Source organism: Rhizobium sp. TRM95796 (genome assembly GCF_025779995.1).
Lineage (GTDB): Bacteria > Pseudomonadota > Alphaproteobacteria > Rhizobiales > Rhizobiaceae > Rhizobium_E.
Genome location: NZ_JAOXHE010000001.1, coordinates 317,848 through 338,002 on the forward strand (window position 1 = coordinate 317,848; position 20,155 = coordinate 338,002).

A 20,155-nucleotide genomic window follows, 5' to 3' on the forward strand; every position below is an offset into this window, starting at 1 on the left:
CGTGTTGCCGCGGTTCACGGCGAAATCAAAGACGACTGTCGAAAGCGTCAGGCCGCCATGGGCGGGCCGCGACTCGCTTGGCGCCGGAAAGTCGGCTTGGGCGTGAAAATGCGGAAGGTCGCGGGCGCGGCGAGCCCGAGCAGGTTGAATACAGGCGGCTGGAAAGCGGTGAGGCCGGGCGCCGGCGCGGTGTGCGGCTGCGCGATCAGGCATGTCTTGCAATGATCGGCAGGCGTCGACTGCCGATCACCACCGCCGGGCTCGCACAGCGACGCATAGGATCCATCCGGAAGTTGATATCTGGCGCCGATAGCGCCATCGGCATCCGCGATGGAATGGCTGGAAAAACCGAGCAGGACGAAGGCGACGGCGCAGAGAATGCGCAATATCGCTCCTTTCGCTCGCAAGAATCCCGGCATGATTGTCTCCCCGGTTCATGCCTAGACCAAGAATGATCGTCTGAACAGTGGACGTTGCGCCGCATCGAGCCGAACGCGCGTCGCAGCTCCGAACGGCTCGATACCCTTGCTGCGACAATTTCTGTGGTGATCGCGCCGTTTCCGCTTGTCATCGGCCCCGCCTTGCGGCTATGCCTAGCTCACCCGATGGGAGAGCCCGCTGCATTGCGGCGGCGCCGAAGGAGCAACAGCCCCGGAAACTCTCAGGCCAAAGGACCATCGGGTGGGAACAGAACTCTGGAGAATGGCGCATGCGCCTGCCGAAGGGATAACAATCTCAGGCAAAGGGACAGAGGGGGCTTGAGAACCGGAACCGCCTGACCGCGTCCGGACTTGAGCAAGGCGGAAACGCTGAATCCGGGAGACTGTTCGTGACTGAAAGCCCTATCCTCAAAACGCCGCTGCATGCGCTGCATCTATCGCTCGGCGCCCGCATGGCCCCTTTCGCCGGCTATGACATGCCGATCCAATATCCGCTGGGGGTGATGAAGGAGCATCTCTTCACCCGCGGCCAATGCGGTCTGTTCGACGTGTCGCATCTGGGTCAGCTGACGATCCGCCCGAAGTCCGGACATCTCTCCGATGCCGCTTCGGCGCTCGAAAGCCTTATCCCGGTCGACATCGCAGGCCTCAAGGTCGGCCGCCAGCGATACGGCTTTTTCACCAACGAAGCCGGCGGCATTCTCGATGATCTCATGATCTCCAATCGCGGCGATCACTTTTTCATGGTGGTCAACGCCTCACGAAAGGCCGAGGACATCGCCCATCTCCGCGCCCATCTCTCTGATGTCTGCGACATCGAGGTGCTGGAGGACCGGGCGCTGATCGCGCTTCAGGGGCCGCATGCCGAGCAGGTGCTGGCGGAATTCTGTCCCGAAGTGACCAGCATGGCTTTCATGGACGTCGAGACCGACGATCTGCACGACATCGACTGCATCGTCTCCCGGTCCGGCTATTCCGGCGAAGACGGTTTCGAGATCTCGATCCCGGCGAAAGACGCCGAAACGGTCGTCCGCCGCCTGCTCGACCATCCCGATTGCGAGATGGTCGGGCTCGGCGCCCGCGACAGCCTGCGGCTCGAAGCCGGCCTTTGCCTCTACGGCAACGACATCGACGAGACGACGACGCCAGTCGAGGCGGGGCTGACCTGGGCGATCCAGAAGGTCCGCCGCACTGGCGGAGCGCGCGCCGGCGGCTTCCCCGGCGCCCATCGCATCCTGGCGGAACTGGACAATGGCCCCGCCCGCCTCCGCATCGGATTGAAGCCGGACGGCAAGGCGCCGATCCGGGCGCATGCGAAACTCTATGCCAACGACGCAGGCGAGCATCTGCTCGGCGAGGTCACCTCCGGCGGCTTCGGCCCGAGCGTCGATGCGCCCGTCGCCATGGCTTACCTGCCGGTGAGTCATGCCGCTGCGGGAACGCGTGTCTTCGCCGAGGTGCGCGGCAAGTTTCTGCCCGCAACCGTCAGCGCTCTGCCGTTCGTGACGCCGGGGTATCGGCGGTAACGGCGGATGTCGTGCTCCGCCCCTCATCCCCCTGCCGCCACCTTCTCCCCGCCATGCGGGGAGAAGGTGGTTGGAGCGCCGTCGTTGCCATAATCGCCCTCCTCCCCGCAGGCGCGGGGAGAAGGTGGCGGCAGCCGGATGAGGAGCGGTCGCCGACGCACACCATTCCACCACACCCATCAAATCTTACACCCCAGAGGACCCACACCATGCTGAAATTCACCGAAGAACATGAATGGCTGAAGCTCGAGGGCGATGTCGCCACCGTCGGCATCACCCGCCACGCCGCCGATCAACTCGGCGATCTCGTCTATGTCGAACTGCCCGAGGTCGGCGCGACGCTCGCGAAGAACGCCGCTTCCGCCACCGTCGAAAGCGTCAAGGCGGCCTCCGAAGTCTATTGCCCGCTCGACGGCGAGATCGTCGAAATCAATGACGCCATCGCCGCGGATCCGGCGCTGGTGAATTCCGATCCGCTGGGCGCAGGCTGGTTCTTCAAGCTCAAGCTCGCCAACCCTAGCGAAATCGAAGCGCTCATGGATGAAGACGCCTACAACAGGATGGTCGGCTAATGTCACTGCCCAGCGACTTTACGTTTACGGATTACGATCCCTATAATTTCGCCGATCGCCGCCATATCGGCCCCTCGCCCAGTGAAATGGCCGAGATGCTGAAGGCCATCGGCTATGACAGCTTGGATGCGCTGATCGACGACACGGTGCCCGCCTCGATCCGGCTCGAGACGCCGCTTGCCTGGGACAAGCCGCTGACCGAGCGCGAGGCGCTGGACAGGATGCGCGAGACCGCCAACAGGAACCGCAATCTTGTCTCGCTGATCGGACAGGGCTATTACGGCACGATCACGCCGCCGGTCATCCAGCGCACCATTCTGGAAAATCCGGCCTGGTACACCGCCTATACGCCCTACCAGCCCGAAATCAGCCAGGGACGTCTGGAGGCGCTCCTCAACTACCAGACCATGATCACCGATCTCACCGGTCTCGACATCGCCAACGCCTCGCTGCTGGATGAAGCCACCGCTGCGGCCGAAGCCATGGCGCTCGCCCAGCGCTCCGCCAGGAGCAAGGCGACCGCCTTCTTCGCCGACGAAAACTGCCACCCGCAGACGCTGGCGCTCTTGAAGACACGCGCCGAACCACTGGGCTGGACGGTCATCATTGGCGACCCATTTACGGATCTCGATCCGAGCCAAGTCTTCGGCGCTCTGTTCCAATATCCCGGCACCTACGGCCATGTCCGCGATGTCGCGCCGCTGATGGACAAGCTCCATGCCGCCGGAGCGCTCGGCGCCGTCGCCGCCGATCCCTTGGCGCTCTGCCTGCTGAAATCGCCCGGCGAAATGGGCGCGGATATCGCCGTCGGCTCCACCCAGCGCTTCGGCGTGCCCGTCGGCTATGGCGGGCCGCATGCGGCCTATATGGCGGTGCGCGACGATCTCAAGCGCGCGATGCCCGGCCGCCTGGTCGGCGTCTCCATCGATGCGCGCGGCAACCGCGCTTATCGGCTGGCGCTGCAGACCCGCGAACAACATATCCGCCGCGAAAAGGCCACGTCCAACATCTGCACCGCGCAGGTTCTCCTGGCCGTCATGGCCTCGATGTACGCCGTCTTTCACGGCCCGCAGGGCTTGAAGGCGATCGCCCAGAGCGTTCACCAGAAGACCGTCCGCCTCGCCAAGGGGCTGGAGAAACTCGGCTATACCGTCGAGCCGGAAAGCTTCTTCGACACGATCACTGTCAATGTCGGCAAATTGCAGGGCGTCATCCTCAAGGCTGCGGTGACTGAGGGCGTCAATCTGCGCAAGATCGGCCATGACCGCATCGGCATATCGCTGGACGAGCGCTCGCGGCCGGTGACGCTGGAAGCCGTCTGGCGCGCCTTCGGCGGCGACCTCAAGACCGAGGATTTTGCGCCAGACTGGCGCCTGCCGGCGAACCTCCTGCGCAAGAGCGACTATCTCACCCACAAGATCTTCCACATGAACCGGGCCGAAAGCGAGATGACCCGCTATATCCGCCGTCTCTCGGATCGCGATCTGGCGCTCGACCGATCGATGATCCCGTTGGGCTCCTGCACGATGAAGCTCAACGCCACGGCCGAAATGCTGCCGATCACCTGGCCGGAATTTTCCGAAATCCATCCTTTCGTCCCCGCCGATCAGGCCGAGGGCTACCGGATCATGATCGAGGATCTGACGAAGAAACTCTGCGACATCACCGGCTACGACGCCTTCTCCATGCAGCCCAATTCCGGCGCGCAAGGGGAATATGCCGGCCTTCTCACCATCCGCAACTATCATGTCGCGCGCGGGGATACCCATCGCGATGTCTGCCTGATCCCGACATCTGCGCATGGCACCAACCCGGCCTCGGCGCAGATGGTCGGGATGAAAGTCGTGCCGGTGAAAGTGTCTCCGAATGGAGACATCGATCTCAACGACTTCCGCGCCCAGGCCGAAAAACATTCCGCCAATCTCTCGGCCGTAATGATCACCTATCCCTCGACCCATGGCGTGTTCGAGGAGACGGTGCGGGAGATATGCGACATCACCCATGCTCATGGCGGCCAGGTCTATATGGACGGCGCCAATATGAACGCCATGGTCGGCCTCTCCCGCCCCGGCGATATCGGTTCCGACGTCAGTCATCTCAACCTGCACAAGACCTTTTGCATTCCCCATGGCGGCGGCGGTCCGGGCATGGGGCCGATCGGCGTCAAGGCGCATCTCGCAGCCCACCTGCCCGGCCATCCCGAGAGTGACCATCGCGACGGCGCAGTCTCCGCCGCCCCCTTCGGCTCGGCCTCGATCCTGCCGATCAGCTGGTCCTATATCCTGATGATGGGCGGCGAAGGCCTGACCCAGGCGACGAAAGCAGCGATCCTCAACGCCAATTACATCGCCGCCAGGCTGAAGGGCGCCTACGACGTGCTCTACAAATCCGCCAGGGGGCGCGTGGCCCACGAATGCATCATCGACACGCGACCATTGCAGCAGAGCGCCGGCGTGAGCGTCGATGACGTCGCCAAGCGCCTGATCGATTCCGGCTTCCACGCCCCGACCATGAGCTGGCCGGTGGCCGGCACGCTGATGATCGAGCCGACCGAAAGCGAGACCAAGGCCGAACTCGACCGCTTCATCGACGCCATGCTGTCGATCCGCGCGGAAGCCCAGGCCATCGAGGACGGGCATATGGACAAAACCAACAACCCGCTGAAAAACGCCCCGCATACGGTGCGCGATCTCGTGGGCGATTGGGACCGCCCCTATAGCCGCGAACAGGCCTGCTTCCCGCCCGGCTCGCTCGGCGTCGACAAATACTGGCCGCCGGTCAACCGCGTCGACAATGTCTATGGCGACCGCAACCTCGTCTGCGCCTGCCCGCCGATGGAGGTTTACGCGGAAGCCGCGGAGTAAAAGCGAACGTGCCGCCGCCTCTTATGCGAGGGGCGGCGTCATTGCATTCTAAGGCGTCGTCCTGTAGGCCCCGATCACGATTTTCCGTAAGAAAGGAACCTGGCCATGGCCGATGACGAATACATTTACGACGAAGCAACCGGCGAATGGCGTCCGGCCTCCGAAATCGCCGCTGAGAAGGCTGCGGCGAATGCGGTGGTGGATTCCGCCGGCAATGTGCTTGCGGACGGCGACAGCGTCGTGTTGGTCAAGGATCTCAAGGTCAAGGGCGCGGGCCAGACGCTCAAGCAAGGCACGGTGATCAAGTCGATCCGGCTGACCGACAATCCCGAAGAAATCGATTGCCGCCACGACGCCATCAAGGGCCTCGTGCTGCGGACGGAGTTCGTCCGGAAGCGCTGACGGACATGTTGGACTCCCGGCCGACAAGGGTTCGCGGCGTCCGTCGACCCGAAATATTCATCCCAAAATGACGCTATGATCCGTTTAGGAATTTGAAAGCGTCGTCTTGTAGAACACGTTTGCTGCATAGAGGAGATGGGCATGAGCCCAGCAAACGTGATGAACACAACCCTTCCAGGCATGCTGAGCCAGACGTCCCAGTTTGGCAATGTCGGCGACGCGTTCGACGATTTTTCCAATGACGAAAACGGTCAATCCCGCCAGGCCACGGACGGCCGCGCCGGCGATCTGGCGCGGGAATTGTCGTCCATGAGCGAATCCCGGTTCGTCCGCGAGGCGGCGCTCGCCTCTTTCGAGAGCGGCATGGATCTCTGGGCCGCCCTGATGCTGGTCAAGCGCGAGTAAACCATCACATGCCGGTCACACGCCGCCGCTAACCCTTCGATAACGTTCGAGGGGACTAGCGAGATGCTTCACCATGTCATTCGCCGCGCCGGTTCGTCCAAGCGTCCGGCCATCTTCCTGCATGGTTCAGGACAGGATGAAACGACGCTCGAAACGCTGGCGGCGCAGGTCGCGCCTGACCGTCCCGCGATCCTGCCGCGCGGATCGGTGATGTGGGAAGACGGCCACGCCTTCTTCCGCCGCCATCCTGATCGCAGCCTCGATCTCGACGATCTCGCCCAGCAAGTCGCGGCTTTCCAAATTTTCGTGGCGAGCCTCAAACGCGCCCGCAGCGTCACGCGCCAGCCCGTTCTGGTGGGCTATTCCAACGGCGCGATCATGGCGGAAAGCCTGTTGCGAACCGCTCCGGAACATTTTGCCGGCGCCGCTTTGATCCGGCCGCTCAGTCCGGATCTCGGCGGCGCGGAGCCCGCCCTCGCCCAAAAACCCGTCCTGATCCTCGCAGCCACCGAGGATGAACGACGAGCGCGGGCAGACGCCGAAACATCGAGAGAACGCCTCACGCGCGCCGGGGCCATGGTGGAATTTATCGAGAGCCCTGTCGGCCACACGTTCTCTGACGGCGAAACGGAGAGTCTCGCCGACTGGCTCAACACGCATTTTCCCGATTGAGGGGCTGGGGTTGAAGCGAGCGTTCGCTCACGCCCGCACCACGGCCTCGCCCTTGGCGGCGAGCGCCGCAAGATCGGCTGGCTTCAATTCCACGCTTTCGCCACAGCCGCAGGCAGAAGTCTGGTTCGGGTTGGAGAAGATGAAGCCGGAACGCAGCGTCGTGGTCTCGAAGCTCATTTCCGTGCCCAGGAGATAGAGCACCGCAGCCGGCTGCACCCAGACGCGCGCGCCGTCTCGCTCGATCAAATCGTCTTTCGGATTGGGATCGGTCACCAGATCGATCGTATATTCCATCCCGGCGCAGCCGCCCTTCTTGATCCCGACGCGAATGCCTTTGGCGTCGCTATTGGAATTCTCGACGATTTCACGCACGCGCGCGGCGGCCGCATCCGTCATGGTCATGACTTGAAAGCCCATCGGCCCATTCTCCTTCGCAAGCCGGGTTCAAGGCCCGGTGTTGTCAAATCGCAATGTAAGGCAGGCGGGTTAAGGGTTCAATAGCGGGCCGGACCTCATGACAAACTCCGGAGGAGGCCATCCCATAATTGTCGCCAAGCACAACCGATGATAAAGCGCTCTGAATGCAGAAGCCGATCCTCATCGTTAAGCGCCATCCTTACGAAGAACCTTACAACACCGAACTCGAATTCATGGCATCCGACGGCGTTTTCGCCGGTCGTGCTCGGATTTTTGCTCCTGTGGATACGATTCTGGCCATTGCAAACGGCCTCATCAAATTCGGCGATGACCCAAAGTCGGAGTTCATTTACCGCAGTGAAGGTCCCGGCCCTGCATTCCACCTGATCTGCCGTTCTACCAACCGGACCGGGAATTGCGCCTTGCAAATCGACATGCGCACAGACCTCAGAGATCGTTTTGAAGGATCATGCCAGCTGACACTCCATTCGGACATCGCCGCCATCCTCAAGCTCGGTGCGCGACTTCGAGAGTTCGGTCGTCTCACGCATGAAGAATTGCATTGGCTGCCGAATGGGGATGGGCAGATGTTTGAAACACGCCAACAGGAGTAGCAGACAGATTGTGAGTGTGGCTCATCAATAGCCGAGTCCGACGCACAGATTTGAACACCAACGTTCATTGGGCAGCCGACAAAGCCTGCATGTCAGGGAAAGAAAGTTCGATCTCCACAGACTGCCCCAACAGTGTGAGAATCTCAACGAGGCGATCAATACTGACGCCAGAAAGCGACGCACTGCGTATCCGCATCAACTCCTCGACATTCAAACCCGGATGCGCACTAAAATACTCGACAGACAACTCGGCATCGCCAAGTAAGGCGATGATCTCTGCCGCCAGCTTTGCTTTGGCGCTCAATATCTCGGCATTGGGATATCCAAAGTCGCGGAAGACATTGCCGCTGCCGCGTACCAGTTCCAAATCATCATCGGTGCTCATCACAGTGCTTCCCGCAATTGCCGCAGTCTACGCTTGATCAGATCAATTTCATGCTGAGGCGTCTTGATGCCGGTCTTCGACTTCTTCTGAAACGCGTGGACGACCCATATATCGTCTCCGATCTTGACCGCATAAATAACACGAAAAGCATCGCCGCGAAAAGGCAGCGCAATTTCGAACACACCGCCGTCGATGCCCTTTAGAGGTTTAGCGATTATCGCTTTCTGGCCTTGAGCGGCGATATCGAGAGCTGTCAGGATCTCCAACTGCGCTGCAGCCGGAAATGCCTCAAATTCTCGCCTTGCCGGCTTTATCCAGGAGATCGTCCTTGTCGTGGCCTTTCCCTCTCAAATGGAAGAGGGATCTACCGTGGCAAATCAACTATAACGCGTCAATACCACCCCAGCGCCACCTGCGCTTCTTCGCTCATGCGATCGGCCGACCACGGCGGATCGAAGGTCATGGTGACTTCAACACCCTGGACGCCTTCCACGGCGCTGACGGCGTTTTCGACCCAGCCGGGCATTTCGCCGGCCACCGGGCAGCCCGGCGCGGTCAGCGTCATGACGATCTTGACCATGCGGTCGTCTTCGATGTCGACGCGGTAGATCAGGCCGAGTTCGTAGATGTCGGCCGGAATTTCCGGATCGTAGACGGTCTTCAGCGCGGCGATGATGTCGTCGGTCAGCCGGTCGATTTCCTCGGGCGGGATCGTGGACTGGATCAGTCCCATGCGCGCGTCGATCTTTTCAGCTTCCTCGGTCATGGCGCTTCCTTCAGGCAAAGAATTTGCGGGCGTGTTCGAGCGCATCCACCAGCGCGTCGACCTCGGCCCTCGTGTTGTACAAGGCGAATGACGCCCGGCATGTAGAGGTGACGCCGAAGCGTTGCAAGAGCGGCTGGGCGCAATGCGTGCCGGCGCGCACCGCAACACCGCGTCGATCGATCACCATCGAGACGTCATGGGCGTGAATGCCTTCGAGTTCGAAAGAGAAGATGCCGCCCTTGCCCGGCGCATTGCCGATGATCCTGAGCGAATTCACCGAGCGCAGGCGCTCGGCGGCATAGGCGGCGAGATCGGCCTCATGCGCGGCGATTGCGGCCCGGCCGATCTTCTCCATGTAATCGAGCGCATGACCGAGCCCGATCGCCTGCACGATCGGCGGGGTTCCGGCTTCAAAGCGATGCGGCGGATCGTTGTAGGTCACCGTCTCCATGGTGACTTCCGAAATCATCTCACCGCCGCCCATGAAGGGCCGCATGGCCTTGAGGCGCTCCGGCTTGCCATAGAGCACGCCGATGCCCGAGGGACCGTAAAGCTTGTGGCCGGTCATCACATACCAGTCGCAATCGAGGTCGCGGACATCGACGGGCATATGCACCGCCCCCTGGCTGCCGTCGATCAGCACCGGAATGCCGCGCTCATGGGCGATGCGGCAGATTTCCTTGACATTGACGATCGTGCCGAGCGCATTCGACATATGGGTGATGGCGACGAGCTTGGTCTTGTCGGTGAGGCATTTGACGAAGTCGTCGATATGGAAGGCGCCCTCGTCATCCACCGGCGCCCAGACGAGCTTGGCGCCCTGCCGCTCACGGATGAAATGCCAAGGCACGATGTTGGAGTGATGCTCCATGATCGACAGCACGATCTCGTCGCCCTCGCCGATATTCGGCATGCCCCAACCATAGGCGACCGTGTTGATCGCTTCGGTCGAGGACTTCGTGAAGATGATGTCGTCGACGGAGCCAGCGTTCAGGAAGGCCCTCACCTTTTCACGCGCGCCCTCATAGGCGTCGGTCGCGGCGTTCGAGAGGAAATGCAGGCCGCGATGCACATTGGCGTATTCCTGCGAATAGGCGTGGCTGATCGCGTCGATGACGCTTTGCGGCTTCTGCGCCGAAGCGCCATTGTCGAGATAGACAAGCGGTTTGCCATAGACGGTCTTCGACAGGATCGGAAAATCCTTGCGGATGGCCTCGACGTCATAGCCAGTCATGTCGGTTTCCTTCGGATCGGATCCGGTTCGGTTATTTTTCGTGAAGAGCGTGCGCTGCCCGTCATCCCCCTGCCGGGACCTTCTCCCCGTAGAACGGGGAGAGGGAGGATATGGCAATGCCAGCGCTCCATCTCCCTTCTCCCCGCAATGCGGGGAGAAGGTGGCGGCAGCCGGATGAGGGGCCGCGCACCGTCGTAACAGGTTTCTTAAGCCACCTGCTTCTCAAGCCAAGCCTGGATCACGGCTTCGAGACCCTCGACCAGCGCCTCGTCGTCCAGTTCCTCAACCGTTTCCTGCACGAATGCCTGCACCAGCAGCGCGCGCGCCTTCGGCTCGGAAATGCCGCGGGATTTCAGGTAGAAGAGATGGGTGTCGGAGATATCGGCGACCGTCGCGCCATGGCCGCACTGCACGTCGTCGGCGAAGATTTCCAGCTCCGGCTTGGCGGAGAATTCGGCATCGTCGGACAGAAGCAGCGTGTTGCACGACATCTTGGCGTCGGTCTTCTGCGCGCCGGGCGCGACGCGGATCTGGCCCTGGAACACGCCCTTGGCCTTGCCGAACACGACATTGCGCATGACTTCCGTCGAGGTGGTGTTTTCGACATTGTGGCCGAGCACCAGCGTCACGTCGGTATGGCTTTCGCCGCCGAGCAGATTGATGCCGCGCAGCATCAGGTCGGAGCCCTCGCCGTCGACATCCACGAGGATGTCCTGACGGACGAGCTTGCCGCCGGCGTTCAGGAGATAGAGTCTCAGCTTGGCGTCGCGGCCGAATTTGACGCGGATCTGGCCGAGATGCTGGTCGGAAAGACCCTGCTGCTGGGCGATGATCCAGGTCACCTCGGCGCCGGCGCCGAGCGAGATGTCGGTGATATGAGAGGTCAGCGCGGGGGCTTCGCCGCCGGCCAGATGCCGCTCGATCAGGGTCGCCTTGGCCCCTGCGCCGATATGGGCGGTCAGCCGCGTATTGAAGAATCCGCCGCCTTGGGCGAACTGCACTTCGACCGGCCGTTCACTGGCGTAGCCATCCGGCAGGTTGATCCCATAACCGTCCGTCACGAAGGCGCCGTTGAGACGCGCAACGGTATCGTCGGCGTCGCGCAGGGTCAGGCCCTTGAGGGCGGAACCGTCCCGCAGGCTTTCGGCATAGGTCTTGACCGAACCGCCGGATATCGCAGCGCCGGCCGACGCCACGCCATTGGCGACGCCGAGCACCAGCGAGCCCGCGACCAGCGGCGCAGCCGTATCCGGCGTTACCGATGTCTGGGATGCGGGAACCGAGCGCAGCAGGCTTCGCAGGTCGGTATAGTGCCAGCTTTCGCGGCGACGGGTGGGCAGTCCGGCAGCCTTGATGCCCTGGATCAGCGTCGAGCGCTGGGTGGTCACCGCGGCATCGCCCGGCAGCTGGCCGAGCGCGCCGCCGAAGGCGTCGAGAAGCGCGCTTTCGGCCGCCGTCGGCTGGATCTGTGTCTGGATCGTCATGGCGTCATCCCCGCTCAGGCGGCCTGGCCGATGATGTCGGCGTAACCGTTTGCTTCCAGCTCATGCGCCAGCGTCTTGTCGCCGGTCTTGATGATCTGGCCCTTGTAGAGCACATGCACGGTGTCGGGTACGATATGGTCGAGCAGGCGCTGGTAATGGGTGATCACCACCACGGCGCGATCGGGCGAGCGCAGCGCGTTGACGCCGTCGGACACGATCTTCAGCGCGTCGATGTCGAGGCCGGAATCGGTTTCGTCGAGCACGCAGAGCTTCGGCTGCAACAACGACATCTGCAGGATCTCGGCGCGCTTCTTTTCGCCGCCGGAGAAGCCGACATTGAGCGGGCGCTTGAGCATGTCCGGATTGATCTGCAGCTCGGCGGAGGCGGCCTTCACCTGCTTCATGAACTCAGGCGTCGTCAACTCGGCCTCGCCGCGCGCCTTGCGCTGCTCGTTCATGGCGACCTTCAAGAACTGCATGGTGGCGACGCCTGGAATTTCCACCGGATACTGGAAGGCCAGGAAAATGCCCTTGGACGCCCGCTCGGCCGGATCGAGCTCCAGAATGCTCTCGCCGTTGAACAGGATATCGCCTTCAGTGACTTCATAGTCTTCCCGACCGGACAGAATATAGGACAGCGTCGATTTGCCCGAGCCGTTCGGGCCCATGATGGCTGCGACTTCGCCGGCCTTCACGGTCAGGTTCAGGCCGCGAATGATCTCCGTGCCGTCTTCGGCGATGCGGGCGTGCAGGTTTCTGATTTCAAGCATGATGTGTCTTCCTGTCATATCGCGGGTTTCAAGGACCCGCATATTTCCAATTCATTCTCTCCGGCCGAGACCGGGATTGTTCATTACCCAGCGGCGAAGCGCTCCATCACCGCGCCGGCGTCGCGCAACAGAGCCTCAACCATTGGCGTCAGCACATCGAAGCGCCGATCGTCGAAATCCGCCAGCGTGCCCTTGGGGCTCGGATAGCGGTATCGGGTGGCGGCCGGCGAAAGTTCGTCCAGTTCGAGAAACCGCTCGAATAGCGGATGCCCCTTGGGAAGCAGATCCGCGAGACCACGAATATTATGCATAGTCCCTGCCGGCACCGACTCCGTCTCCAATATTCCCCGAAGCAGCTTCTCGACAGCCTGCTGTAGAAAGTACGCCGCCTGCCGCCGATGATCCGTTCGCAGCTGCATGGCCACTTCGAACTCTTCCTTCGCCAGTTGAAGAAAAGAGCGCACCCTGAGCCGCTGAAGATCCTCCGGAGTCATCAGGGAGCCTCGCCATAGACCAGCCGCCCATGATCAACGATGTGCCGAACGAAAGACGTGCTCAAACCTAGACCGGCTCGATAGACCTCCATGTCGCAAGGCACGACATCCGCTCCAATTCCCGTGTCGCGCAGCGGCGCATCGACCAATTCGTAGTCGTCGCAGCCGAAGCTGCCGTTTTCGCGCGCCAGGACAAAAAGATCGAAGTCGCTGTCATCCCGCGCAGAACCTCTCGCACGGCTGCCGAACAACCAGATAGCCTGGGGATCGAGCGCTTTCGACAGTCGGTCGACGAGGACGGCTAATGCGTCGCCCTCGGTGTCCCGTCCGCCGAAATTGGCTCGAACCGCCCTCATCACCCCACCGAACCCTCAAGCGAGATGTTGATCAGCTTCTGCGCCTCGACAGCAAATTCCATCGGCAATTCCTGGATCACCTCGCGCACGAAACCGTTGACGATCAGCGCCACGGCGGCTTCTTCCGGAATACCGCGCTGCAGGCAGTAGAACAGCTGGTCTTCGGAAATCTTCGAGGTCGTCGCCTCATGTTCGAGCTGCGCCTTGGAATTCTTGGCCTCGATATAGGGCACGGTGTGGGCGCCGCATTTGTCGCCGATCAGCAGGCTGTCGCACTGGGTGAAGTTGCGCGCGTTGTCCGCTTTGCGATGGATCGACACCTGGCCGCGATAGGTGTTCTGCGAACGGCCGGCGGAGATGCCCTTGGAGATGATGCGGCTCGACGTGTTCTTGCCGAGATGGATCATCTTGGTGCCGGAATCGACCTGCTGATAGCCGTTGGAGACGGCGATCGAGTAGAATTCGCCGCGCGAGCCGTCGCCGCGCAGAATGCAGGACGGATATTTCCAGGTGATCGCCGAGCCGGTTTCCACCTGCGTCCAGGAGATCTTGGAGTTCTTGCCTCGGCAGTCGCCGCGCTTGGTGACGAAGTTGTAGATCCCGCCCTTGCCGTTCACATCGCCCGGATACCAGTTCTGCACCGTCGAATATTTGATCTCGGCGTCATCGAGCGCCACGAGTTCGACCACGGCGGCGTGAAGCTGGTTCTCGTCGCGTTGCGGCGCGGTGCAGCCCTCGAGATAGGAGACGTAAGCGCCCTCTTCCGCGATGATCAGCGTCCGCTCGAACTGGCCGGTGTTCTTCTCGTTGATGCGGAAATAGGTCGACAGTTCCATCGGGCAGCGCACGCCCTTGGGCACATAGACGAAGGAGCCGTCGGTGAAGACGGCGCAATTCAGCGTCGCGTAGAAATTGTCGGACACCGGCACGACCGAACCGAGATATTTGCGCACAAGATCGGGATGTTCGCGTAACGCTTCCGAGATCGACATGAAGATCACGCCGGCCTTCTTCAGCTCTTCCTTGAAGGTGGTGACGACCGAGACTGAATCGAACACCGCGTCGACGGCGATCTTTCGGTTCTGCACCCCGGCCAGGATTTCCTGTTCGCGCAGGGGAATGCCGAGTTTTTCATAGGTCTTCAGGATCTCGGGATCGACGTCGTCGATCGACATCGGCCCGGACTGGCTCTTCGGCGCGGAATAATAGCTGATCGCGTTGAAATCGATCTTGGGATAGTCGACACGCGCCCATTCCGGCTCGATCATGGTCAGCCAGCGACGATAGGCGTCGAGCCGCCATTCCAGCATCCATTCCGGCTCGTCCTTCTTGGCCGAGATCAGGCGGATGACATCTTCATTCAGGCCGGGCGGCAGCGTGTTGGATTCGATATTGCTCTCGAAGCCGTATTTGTACTGGTCCACATCGATCGCGCGGACCTGGTCTATGGTCTCTTGAACCGCAGCCATGTCGATCTCCAATCTCGCCGGGTCAAGGCCGGCAGCTTGTTGTCGTTTGACGGTTTACACCGCCGCTATATAGGTTTGCCAGAAAGCCTTTTTCACCGTTCGGGCAAGCGGAAAATTGATTTTCCGCATGAAATTATGCTGCATCCGCCTTGGTCAGCCGCGAAGCGACCTTCCGAAACGCCTCGAGGAACCGCGCGGCGTCCTCTTCAATGGTGTCGGGACCGATCGAGATACGCAGCGCGCCAAGCCTGGGATCTAATCCCATCGCTTTCAGCACGTGGCTTTCGCTGACCTTGCCCGACGAGCAGGCCGAACCTGCCGAGAGCGCCACACCTTCGAGGTCGAAGGCGATCTGTCCTGTCTCGGGCTTGAGACCATCCAGCGAAAAGAAAGAGGTATTGGGCAGACGCGGCGCGTTGCGTGCATGAATGACGACATCAGGCGCGATCTCAGCCATGTTCTCTTCTATGCGATTACGCAGCGCTTCGAGCGCCCCGGCGCGCACCGCGACATCACGAGCCGCAATAGTGGCGGCCGCGCCGAAACCGGCGATCGCGCCGGCGTTTTCCGTGCCCGAGCGATGGCCCTTCTCCTGGCCGCCGCCGCGCAAAAGCGGCGCCGGCATCAAGGTTTCGCCGCGCGCGACCAACGCGCCTGCGCCTTTCGGGCCGCCGATCTTGTGCGACGACAGGATCAAAAAGTCGGCTTCAAGTGCCTCGATATCGAGCGGCAACCGGCCGAGCGCCTGCACAGCGTCGACCACCAGCAAGCCGCCGGCCTGATGCGTGAGCCGGGCGATCTCGGCGATCGGCTGCAGCACGCCGGTTTCGTTGTTGGCCGCCATGACGGCCACCATCGGCAGGCCGGACGCCTTGTCATGGGCATCGAGCAGCGCCGCCAGCGCCTCGAGATCGACGACACCGTCTCCATCGACCGGAATGAGCGTCTTGGCCTCGGCGGAAAACCGCCCGCCATCGAACACCGCCTTGTGCTCGATCGCCGAGACATAGAGCCGGCTCACCGCGAGCGGCGCCCGCCCCATGCGGAAGTCCGGCGTCAGCACGAGATTTGCGGCTTCGGTCGCGCCGCTGGTGAAGGTGACGTTTGCGGCTTTACCGCCGACCGATTCCGCAACAAACCGTCGCGCCGTCTCTATCTCGCGCCTGATGGCGCGTCCCTCATTGTGAACGGAGGACGGATTGCCCGGCATGAAGCTCACGCGCAGGAAGGCCTCGCGGGCTTCATCGAGAAGCGGCGCGGTGGCGTTCCAGTCCATGTAGGCGCGCGGGCGGTTCATTCTGGCCTTTCACGGTGTCGGACGATGCGCCGAGCGCATTTTCCTTGAAATTCTGGTCCTGCCTGTCCTATGAAGCGTCACACGAAACGGGCCGAGGCCCCAACTTTCGAATGGTTCTAAACTAGCTCTTAGAAAAGCTGACTTGTTTCGTCAAGACTGCATCGCGCTTTCCGGGCTTTTTTAGCAAACCGTCAACAGCGGAGTGAGAATGCCTGAAGTCATCTTCAATGGTCCTGCCGGACGCCTGGAAGGCCGCTACCAGCCCTCGAAGCAGAAAAGCGCGCCGATCGCGATCATCCTTCATCCGCATCCGCAGTTCGGCGGCACGATGAACAACCAGATCGTCTACCAGTTGTTCTACATGTTCCAGAAGCGCGGCTTCACGACGCTCCGCTTCAATTTCCGCTCCATCGGCCGCAGCCAGGGCGAGTTCGACCATGGCGCCGGCGAACTCTCCGACGCAGCGTCTGCGCTCGATTGGGTGCAGAGCCTGCATCCGGACTCCAAGAGCTGCTGGGTCGCCGGTTATTCCTTCGGTTCATGGATCGGCATGCAGCTTCTCATGCGCCGGCCGGAGATCGAAGGTTTCATCTCCGTCGCGCCGCAGCCGAATATCTACGACTTTTCCTTCCTCGCGCCTTGCCCCTCCTCAGGACTGATCATCAATGGCGATTCCGACAAGGTCGCGCCGGAAAAGGACGTGGTCGGCCTGGTCGACAAGCTCAAGCAGCAGAAGGGCATCCTGATCACCCATAAGACGGTGCCCGGCGCCAACCATTTCTTCTCCGGCCAGATGGAGCCGTTGATCGAGGAATGCGGCGATTATCTCGACCGGCGCATGGCGGGCGAGCTGGTGCCGGAACCAGCGGCGAAACGGATCCGCTGAGCCTGATCTGAACCGCATGCGAAAACAAATCGGCCCGCCGGCATGCTGAGCGGGCCTTTTTGTCGCGCGTTGCGGCCTCAGTCTGGTCGCTCGCCGAAAAACCCGCAAGCCGCCGTCGACACGGCGCCTTGCGGGCGAATGGAGGCGATCGACGAACCCGGACGTCTCTGACCGACCTTCGGTACGGGCAGGAACGCGCGTTTCGACCCTTACGACGCGCGCGCTCCGAATTCCGGATCCTCGCTATCGGGGCCGCCCATCGACAGATCGAGCATCAGTCCCTTCACCCGCGCCTGCTGGCTCGCGACGGATTGGCCGGATTTGAACTGAGGAGCCTTTGCCGCAAATCTCGTCGGGTTATTGATCCTCGACTGGGCATGGGTCGGTTGATGGCGTGTCGGCGGCGTCCTCGTCTCCCTCGCACCGTCTACCTTGAAGAAGGCGATGGAGGACTGGAGTTCGTCGGCCTGGGCCGCGAGCTCTTCGGAGGTTGCCGACATTTCCTCGGACGCGCCGGCGTTCTGCTGCGTGACCTTGTCGAGTTGCTGGATGGCTTCGTTAATCTGGGATGCGCCGATATCCTGCTCGCGGCAGGCCGCGGAGATTTCGGTGACCAATTCGGCGGTCTTGCGAATGTCGGGAACGAGACGCGAGATCATGACGCCCGCTTCGGTGGCCACCTGCACCGTCTCGCCCGACAGCGCGCTGATTTCGGCGGCGGCCGACTGGCTGCGCTCGGCGAGCTTGCGCACTTCGGAGGCGACGACGGCAAAACCTTTCCCGTGCTCTCCGGCGCGCGCCGCTTCCACTGCGGCATTCAGAGCGAGAAGGTCGGTCTGACGCGCGATTTCCTGCACGATGGAGATTTTCTCGGCGATCGAGCGCATTGCAGCCACGGCCCGGTTGACGGCGTCTCCGGACGCCTCGGCGTCTCGCGACGACTGGCGAGCTATTTTCTCGGTCTGGGCGGCGTTGTCGGCGTTCTGCTTGATGTTGGCTGCCATCTCTTCCATGGAGGCCGAGGCTTCTTCGGCCGCCGCAGCCTGTTCGGAGGCGCCCTGCGAAAGCTGTTCCGACCCCGAAGACAGCTGTTGCGATCCGGCGGAGACATTTTGACTTGCGGTCAACGCATCCGCGACGACGCCGCGAAGACGGTCGACCATCGAGCTAAGCGCCAGCCCTAGCATATCCCTGTCCGACAGCGGTTGCGGCTCGACGGTCAAGTCGCCGGCCGCGATCCGGTCGGCGATGGCGGCGGTATTGCGCAGATTGTCGATCAAATTATTGATCGCAGTCTTCATAAGCTCGTGATCGCCTTCGCAGTCGATGTCCACGCGCTGTGTGAGATCACCGATGCTGATCTGGCGAAGAACGCGATTTCCTTCGGAAATCGGAATGATGATGGCGTCCAACATGCCGTTGATGCCGGACACCAGCTTGGCGAAATCGCCGACAAAGTGGTTGGCCGCGCCTCGCTCCGAGAGTTTGCCGGCGGTCGAGGCGGCGATCAGGCGCTGAAGTTCATCGGTGATCGCCCGCAGATTTCCACGCAACGTCTCGATCGTGTCGTTGATGAACGCCTTCTTGCCGGGAAACTGCTCGAGCGGCGCTTCGAAATTGCCCTCGCCCAATTGCTTGACACAGGCCATAGCCTTCTTTTTGACCGCGATGTGGCCGCCGACCATGTCGTTGACGCCCTTGGCCATCAACGCAAAGTCGCCCTTGAATTTCTCCACAGGCACGAAAACGTCGATGTCGCCTTTGTCGTGCTCCACAGACATCTTGTTCATCTCGGCGATCAAGCCTCTGAGGTTGGCCCGCAGAGTTTCGATAGTGTCGTTGATGAAGGCCTTCTTGCCGGGGAACTGCTCGAGCGGCGCCTCGAAATTGCCCTCGCCCATTTCCTTCACGCAGGCCATGGCTTTCATCTTGACGCCGATATGGGCGCCGACCATCTCATTGACGCCCTTGGCCATCACGGCGAAATCGCCCTTGAACTTCTCGACGGGCACGAAGACGTCGATCTCGCCCTTGTCATGCGCCGAGGACATCGCATTCATTTCGGAAATGAGACCCCTCAGATTGGCGCGCAAAGCGTCTATCGTCTGATTGATGAAGGCCTTCTTGCCGGGGAGCTGCTCGAGCGTCGCGTCGAAGTTGCCCTCGCCGAATTCCTTGATGCAGGCCATGGCCTTCTTCTTGACGGCGATATGGGCGTTGACGAGATCGTTTACGCATTTGGCCAGGACGGCGAATTCGCCCTTGAAGTCTTCCGAGGGCAGCATGACATCGATATCGCCCTTGTCATGCTCGGCCGACATATGCGCCACGGCCGCGCGGAACTTCTGTGCGGGCTGCAGCCCGGTTTCCAGCAGTCCGTTGACCGCTATCAAGATTTCCCGGGCTTCGCCCGTCGCCGCATCGAGATTTGCGCGCTCGGAGAGATCCCCACCCGAAATGGCGAGACCGACGCGGCGTATTTCCGCCATCGCCGCCTGAGGCTTGGACGATTTCTTCATTTGCGTGTAGAAAGACATTGCATCACCCCAATTCTAAGCTGCCCTACCGTCAGTTTTCTTCTTCAAGGCTGCACCGGATGACCACCGCCCCGTCGCCGATCGACGCGCCAACCTGCGTCACAACCTGAACAGGCAACATGAGGGAGTTTGAATGCGCACGAGATCTGCGCTGTCATCGAACTCTCACGTCAGCTACCCGGGTCAGGAGCAACCGCATGCGCGACGCGGCTATCAAACACGGAGAAGGGTCATACATTCCTTGCACAGCCTGAAAGCGTCGATCTCATTTGCCTAGGAGCCCGATTTTATCAGCTCCGCGGGCAGACAAAATTCGCTGTTTGCTGTATTCGCTCAGTTTGAGGGAAGACATTTAACAAGGCGCTAATTTGCTATTCTGCGTTTTAGCTACCTGCTGCACAAAATTTCACGGTTGCAGGGATTTGCAATTGACGATTTCAATTAGAGAACCCTAATTTTCTATGTCGAAGCTCGGAAGCTAGGACAGTCTTTTGGAGGTTTTGGGCGGTTCTTGTTTCAGAAAGGGACAATCCAGCCGTTGTCGGAAACCGGTGCACGGTTGCAT

Annotated in this window: 21 protein-coding genes, 1 pseudogene and 1 riboswitch; of the genes and pseudogenes, 8 read left to right on the forward strand and 14 right to left on the reverse strand. The window is 61.3% G+C overall.

The window, feature by feature from the left end:
- Nucleotides 1-47: 47 nt before the first annotated feature.
- Nucleotides 48-419: a DUF2946 family protein gene (locus tag OCK01_RS01580; protein ID WP_263822397.1), complete on the reverse strand. Its 372-nt coding sequence runs from the start codon at nt 417-419 to the stop codon at nt 48-50.
- A 177-nt stretch (nt 420-596) separates the two neighbouring features.
- Nucleotides 597-687, forward strand: a riboswitch (glycine riboswitch).
- Nucleotides 688-829: 142 nt separating this feature from the next.
- Between OCK01_RS01580 and gcvT the strand changes: the two genes are divergently transcribed.
- The 6 genes from gcvT to OCK01_RS01610 all read left to right on the forward strand — a co-directional run bounded on the left by gcvT (nt 830) and on the right by OCK01_RS01610 (nt 6,881).
- On the forward strand, nt 830-1,966 hold the full coding sequence (gcvT, locus tag OCK01_RS01585; protein WP_263822398.1) for a glycine cleavage system aminomethyltransferase GcvT: 1,137 nt from the start codon (nt 830-832) through the stop codon (nt 1,964-1,966).
- Nucleotides 1,967-2,175: 209 nt separating this feature from the next.
- Nucleotides 2,176-2,538 carry a glycine cleavage system protein GcvH gene (gene gcvH, locus OCK01_RS01590; RefSeq protein WP_263822399.1) on the forward strand — a complete coding sequence of 121 codons (363 nt, stop codon included), beginning with the start codon at nt 2,176-2,178 and terminating at the stop codon, nt 2,536-2,538.
- On the forward strand, nt 2,538-5,402 hold the full coding sequence (gcvP, locus tag OCK01_RS01595) for an aminomethyl-transferring glycine dehydrogenase (RefSeq protein WP_263822400.1): 2,865 nt from the start codon (nt 2,538-2,540) through the stop codon (nt 5,400-5,402). The genes gcvH and gcvP overlap by 1 nt, the downstream gene beginning before the upstream one ends.
- A 105-nt stretch (nt 5,403-5,507) precedes the next feature.
- Nucleotides 5,508-5,804: an alkylphosphonate utilization protein gene (locus OCK01_RS01600; protein ID WP_412178957.1), complete on the forward strand. Its 297-nt coding sequence runs from the start codon at nt 5,508-5,510 to the stop codon at nt 5,802-5,804.
- Nucleotides 5,805-5,945: 141 nt separating this feature from the next.
- A complete protein-coding gene (locus tag OCK01_RS01605) occupies nt 5,946-6,209 on the forward strand; it encodes a hypothetical protein (RefSeq protein ID WP_263822401.1) in 264 nt (87 codons plus the stop codon).
- 63 nt (nt 6,210-6,272) lie between these two features.
- Nucleotides 6,273-6,881, forward strand: coding sequence for an alpha/beta hydrolase (locus tag OCK01_RS01610; RefSeq protein WP_263822402.1), 609 nt, complete (start codon nt 6,273-6,275; stop codon nt 6,879-6,881).
- Between the two features lie 27 nt (nt 6,882-6,908).
- Here OCK01_RS01610 and sufA read toward each other — a convergent pair whose 3' ends face one another.
- Nucleotides 6,909-7,298 (reverse strand): Fe-S cluster assembly scaffold SufA, encoded by a 390-nt coding sequence (gene sufA / locus OCK01_RS01615; RefSeq protein WP_263822403.1) that lies wholly within the window; start codon nt 7,296-7,298, stop codon nt 6,909-6,911.
- Between the two features lie 164 nt (nt 7,299-7,462).
- On the opposite strand from sufA, the gene OCK01_RS01620 reads away from it, so the two are divergent.
- On the forward strand, nt 7,463-7,912 hold the full coding sequence (locus tag OCK01_RS01620; protein ID WP_263822404.1) for a hypothetical protein: 450 nt from the start codon (nt 7,463-7,465) through the stop codon (nt 7,910-7,912).
- A 64-nt stretch (nt 7,913-7,976) separates the two neighbouring features.
- Here OCK01_RS01620 and OCK01_RS01625 read toward each other — a convergent pair whose 3' ends face one another.
- From OCK01_RS01625 to OCK01_RS01670, 10 genes are all read right to left on the reverse strand, one after another.
- Entirely contained in the window at nt 7,977-8,297 is a 321-nt protein-coding gene (locus OCK01_RS01625; RefSeq protein ID WP_263822405.1) for a helix-turn-helix domain-containing protein, read from the reverse strand.
- The gene (locus tag OCK01_RS01630; RefSeq protein ID WP_318530228.1) at nt 8,297-8,620 is read right to left on the reverse strand and encodes a type II toxin-antitoxin system RelE/ParE family toxin; all 324 of its coding nucleotides are present in this window, start codon (nt 8,618-8,620) and stop codon (nt 8,297-8,299) included. The genes OCK01_RS01625 and OCK01_RS01630 overlap by 1 nt, the downstream gene beginning before the upstream one ends.
- A gap of 68 nt (nt 8,621-8,688) precedes the next feature.
- Nucleotides 8,689-9,063 (reverse strand): SUF system Fe-S cluster assembly protein, encoded by a 375-nt coding sequence (locus OCK01_RS01635; RefSeq protein WP_182826016.1) that lies wholly within the window; start codon nt 9,061-9,063, stop codon nt 8,689-8,691.
- Between the two features lie 10 nt (nt 9,064-9,073).
- The gene (locus OCK01_RS01640; protein WP_263822406.1) at nt 9,074-10,297 is read right to left on the reverse strand and encodes a cysteine desulfurase; all 1,224 of its coding nucleotides are present in this window, start codon (nt 10,295-10,297) and stop codon (nt 9,074-9,076) included.
- A gap of 206 nt (nt 10,298-10,503) precedes the next feature.
- Entirely contained in the window at nt 10,504-11,781 is a 1,278-nt protein-coding gene (gene sufD / locus OCK01_RS01645; protein WP_263822407.1) for a Fe-S cluster assembly protein SufD, read from the reverse strand.
- A 14-nt stretch (nt 11,782-11,795) separates the two neighbouring features.
- Nucleotides 11,796-12,551, reverse strand: a complete 756-nt coding sequence (gene sufC / locus OCK01_RS01650) for a Fe-S cluster assembly ATPase SufC (protein WP_263822408.1) — start codon at nt 12,549-12,551, stop codon at nt 11,796-11,798.
- Between the two features lie 83 nt (nt 12,552-12,634).
- Nucleotides 12,635-13,045, reverse strand: a complete 411-nt coding sequence (locus OCK01_RS01655; protein ID WP_182826013.1) for a HEPN domain-containing protein — start codon at nt 13,043-13,045, stop codon at nt 12,635-12,637.
- Nucleotides 13,045-13,401 carry a nucleotidyltransferase domain-containing protein gene (locus OCK01_RS01660; protein WP_263822409.1) on the reverse strand — a complete coding sequence of 119 codons (357 nt, stop codon included), beginning with the start codon at nt 13,399-13,401 and terminating at the stop codon, nt 13,045-13,047. The genes OCK01_RS01655 and OCK01_RS01660 overlap by 1 nt, the downstream gene beginning before the upstream one ends.
- Nucleotides 13,401-14,870 (reverse strand): Fe-S cluster assembly protein SufB, encoded by a 1,470-nt coding sequence (gene sufB / locus OCK01_RS01665; protein ID WP_263822410.1) that lies wholly within the window; start codon nt 14,868-14,870, stop codon nt 13,401-13,403. The genes OCK01_RS01660 and sufB overlap by 1 nt, the downstream gene beginning before the upstream one ends.
- 133 nt (nt 14,871-15,003) lie before the next feature.
- Nucleotides 15,004-16,167: a cysteine desulfurase family protein gene (locus OCK01_RS01670; RefSeq protein ID WP_263822411.1), complete on the reverse strand. Its 1,164-nt coding sequence runs from the start codon at nt 16,165-16,167 to the stop codon at nt 15,004-15,006.
- A gap of 208 nt (nt 16,168-16,375) precedes the next feature.
- On the opposite strand from OCK01_RS01670, the gene OCK01_RS01675 reads away from it, so the two are divergent.
- Entirely contained in the window at nt 16,376-17,053 is a 678-nt protein-coding gene (locus OCK01_RS01675; protein ID WP_263822412.1) for an alpha/beta hydrolase, read from the forward strand.
- 209 nt (nt 17,054-17,262) lie between these two features.
- Here OCK01_RS01675 and OCK01_RS01680 read toward each other — a convergent pair whose 3' ends face one another.
- Nucleotides 17,263-19,113 (reverse strand): methyl-accepting chemotaxis protein, encoded by a 1,851-nt coding sequence (locus tag OCK01_RS01680; protein WP_412178972.1) that lies wholly within the window; start codon nt 19,111-19,113, stop codon nt 17,263-17,265.
- Between the two features lie 75 nt (nt 19,114-19,188).
- Nucleotides 19,189-19,590 (reverse strand): annotated as a pseudogene (locus tag OCK01_RS26500) (methyl-accepting chemotaxis protein); the annotation flags it as partial.
- Between the last annotated feature and the right edge of the window lie 565 nt (nt 19,591-20,155).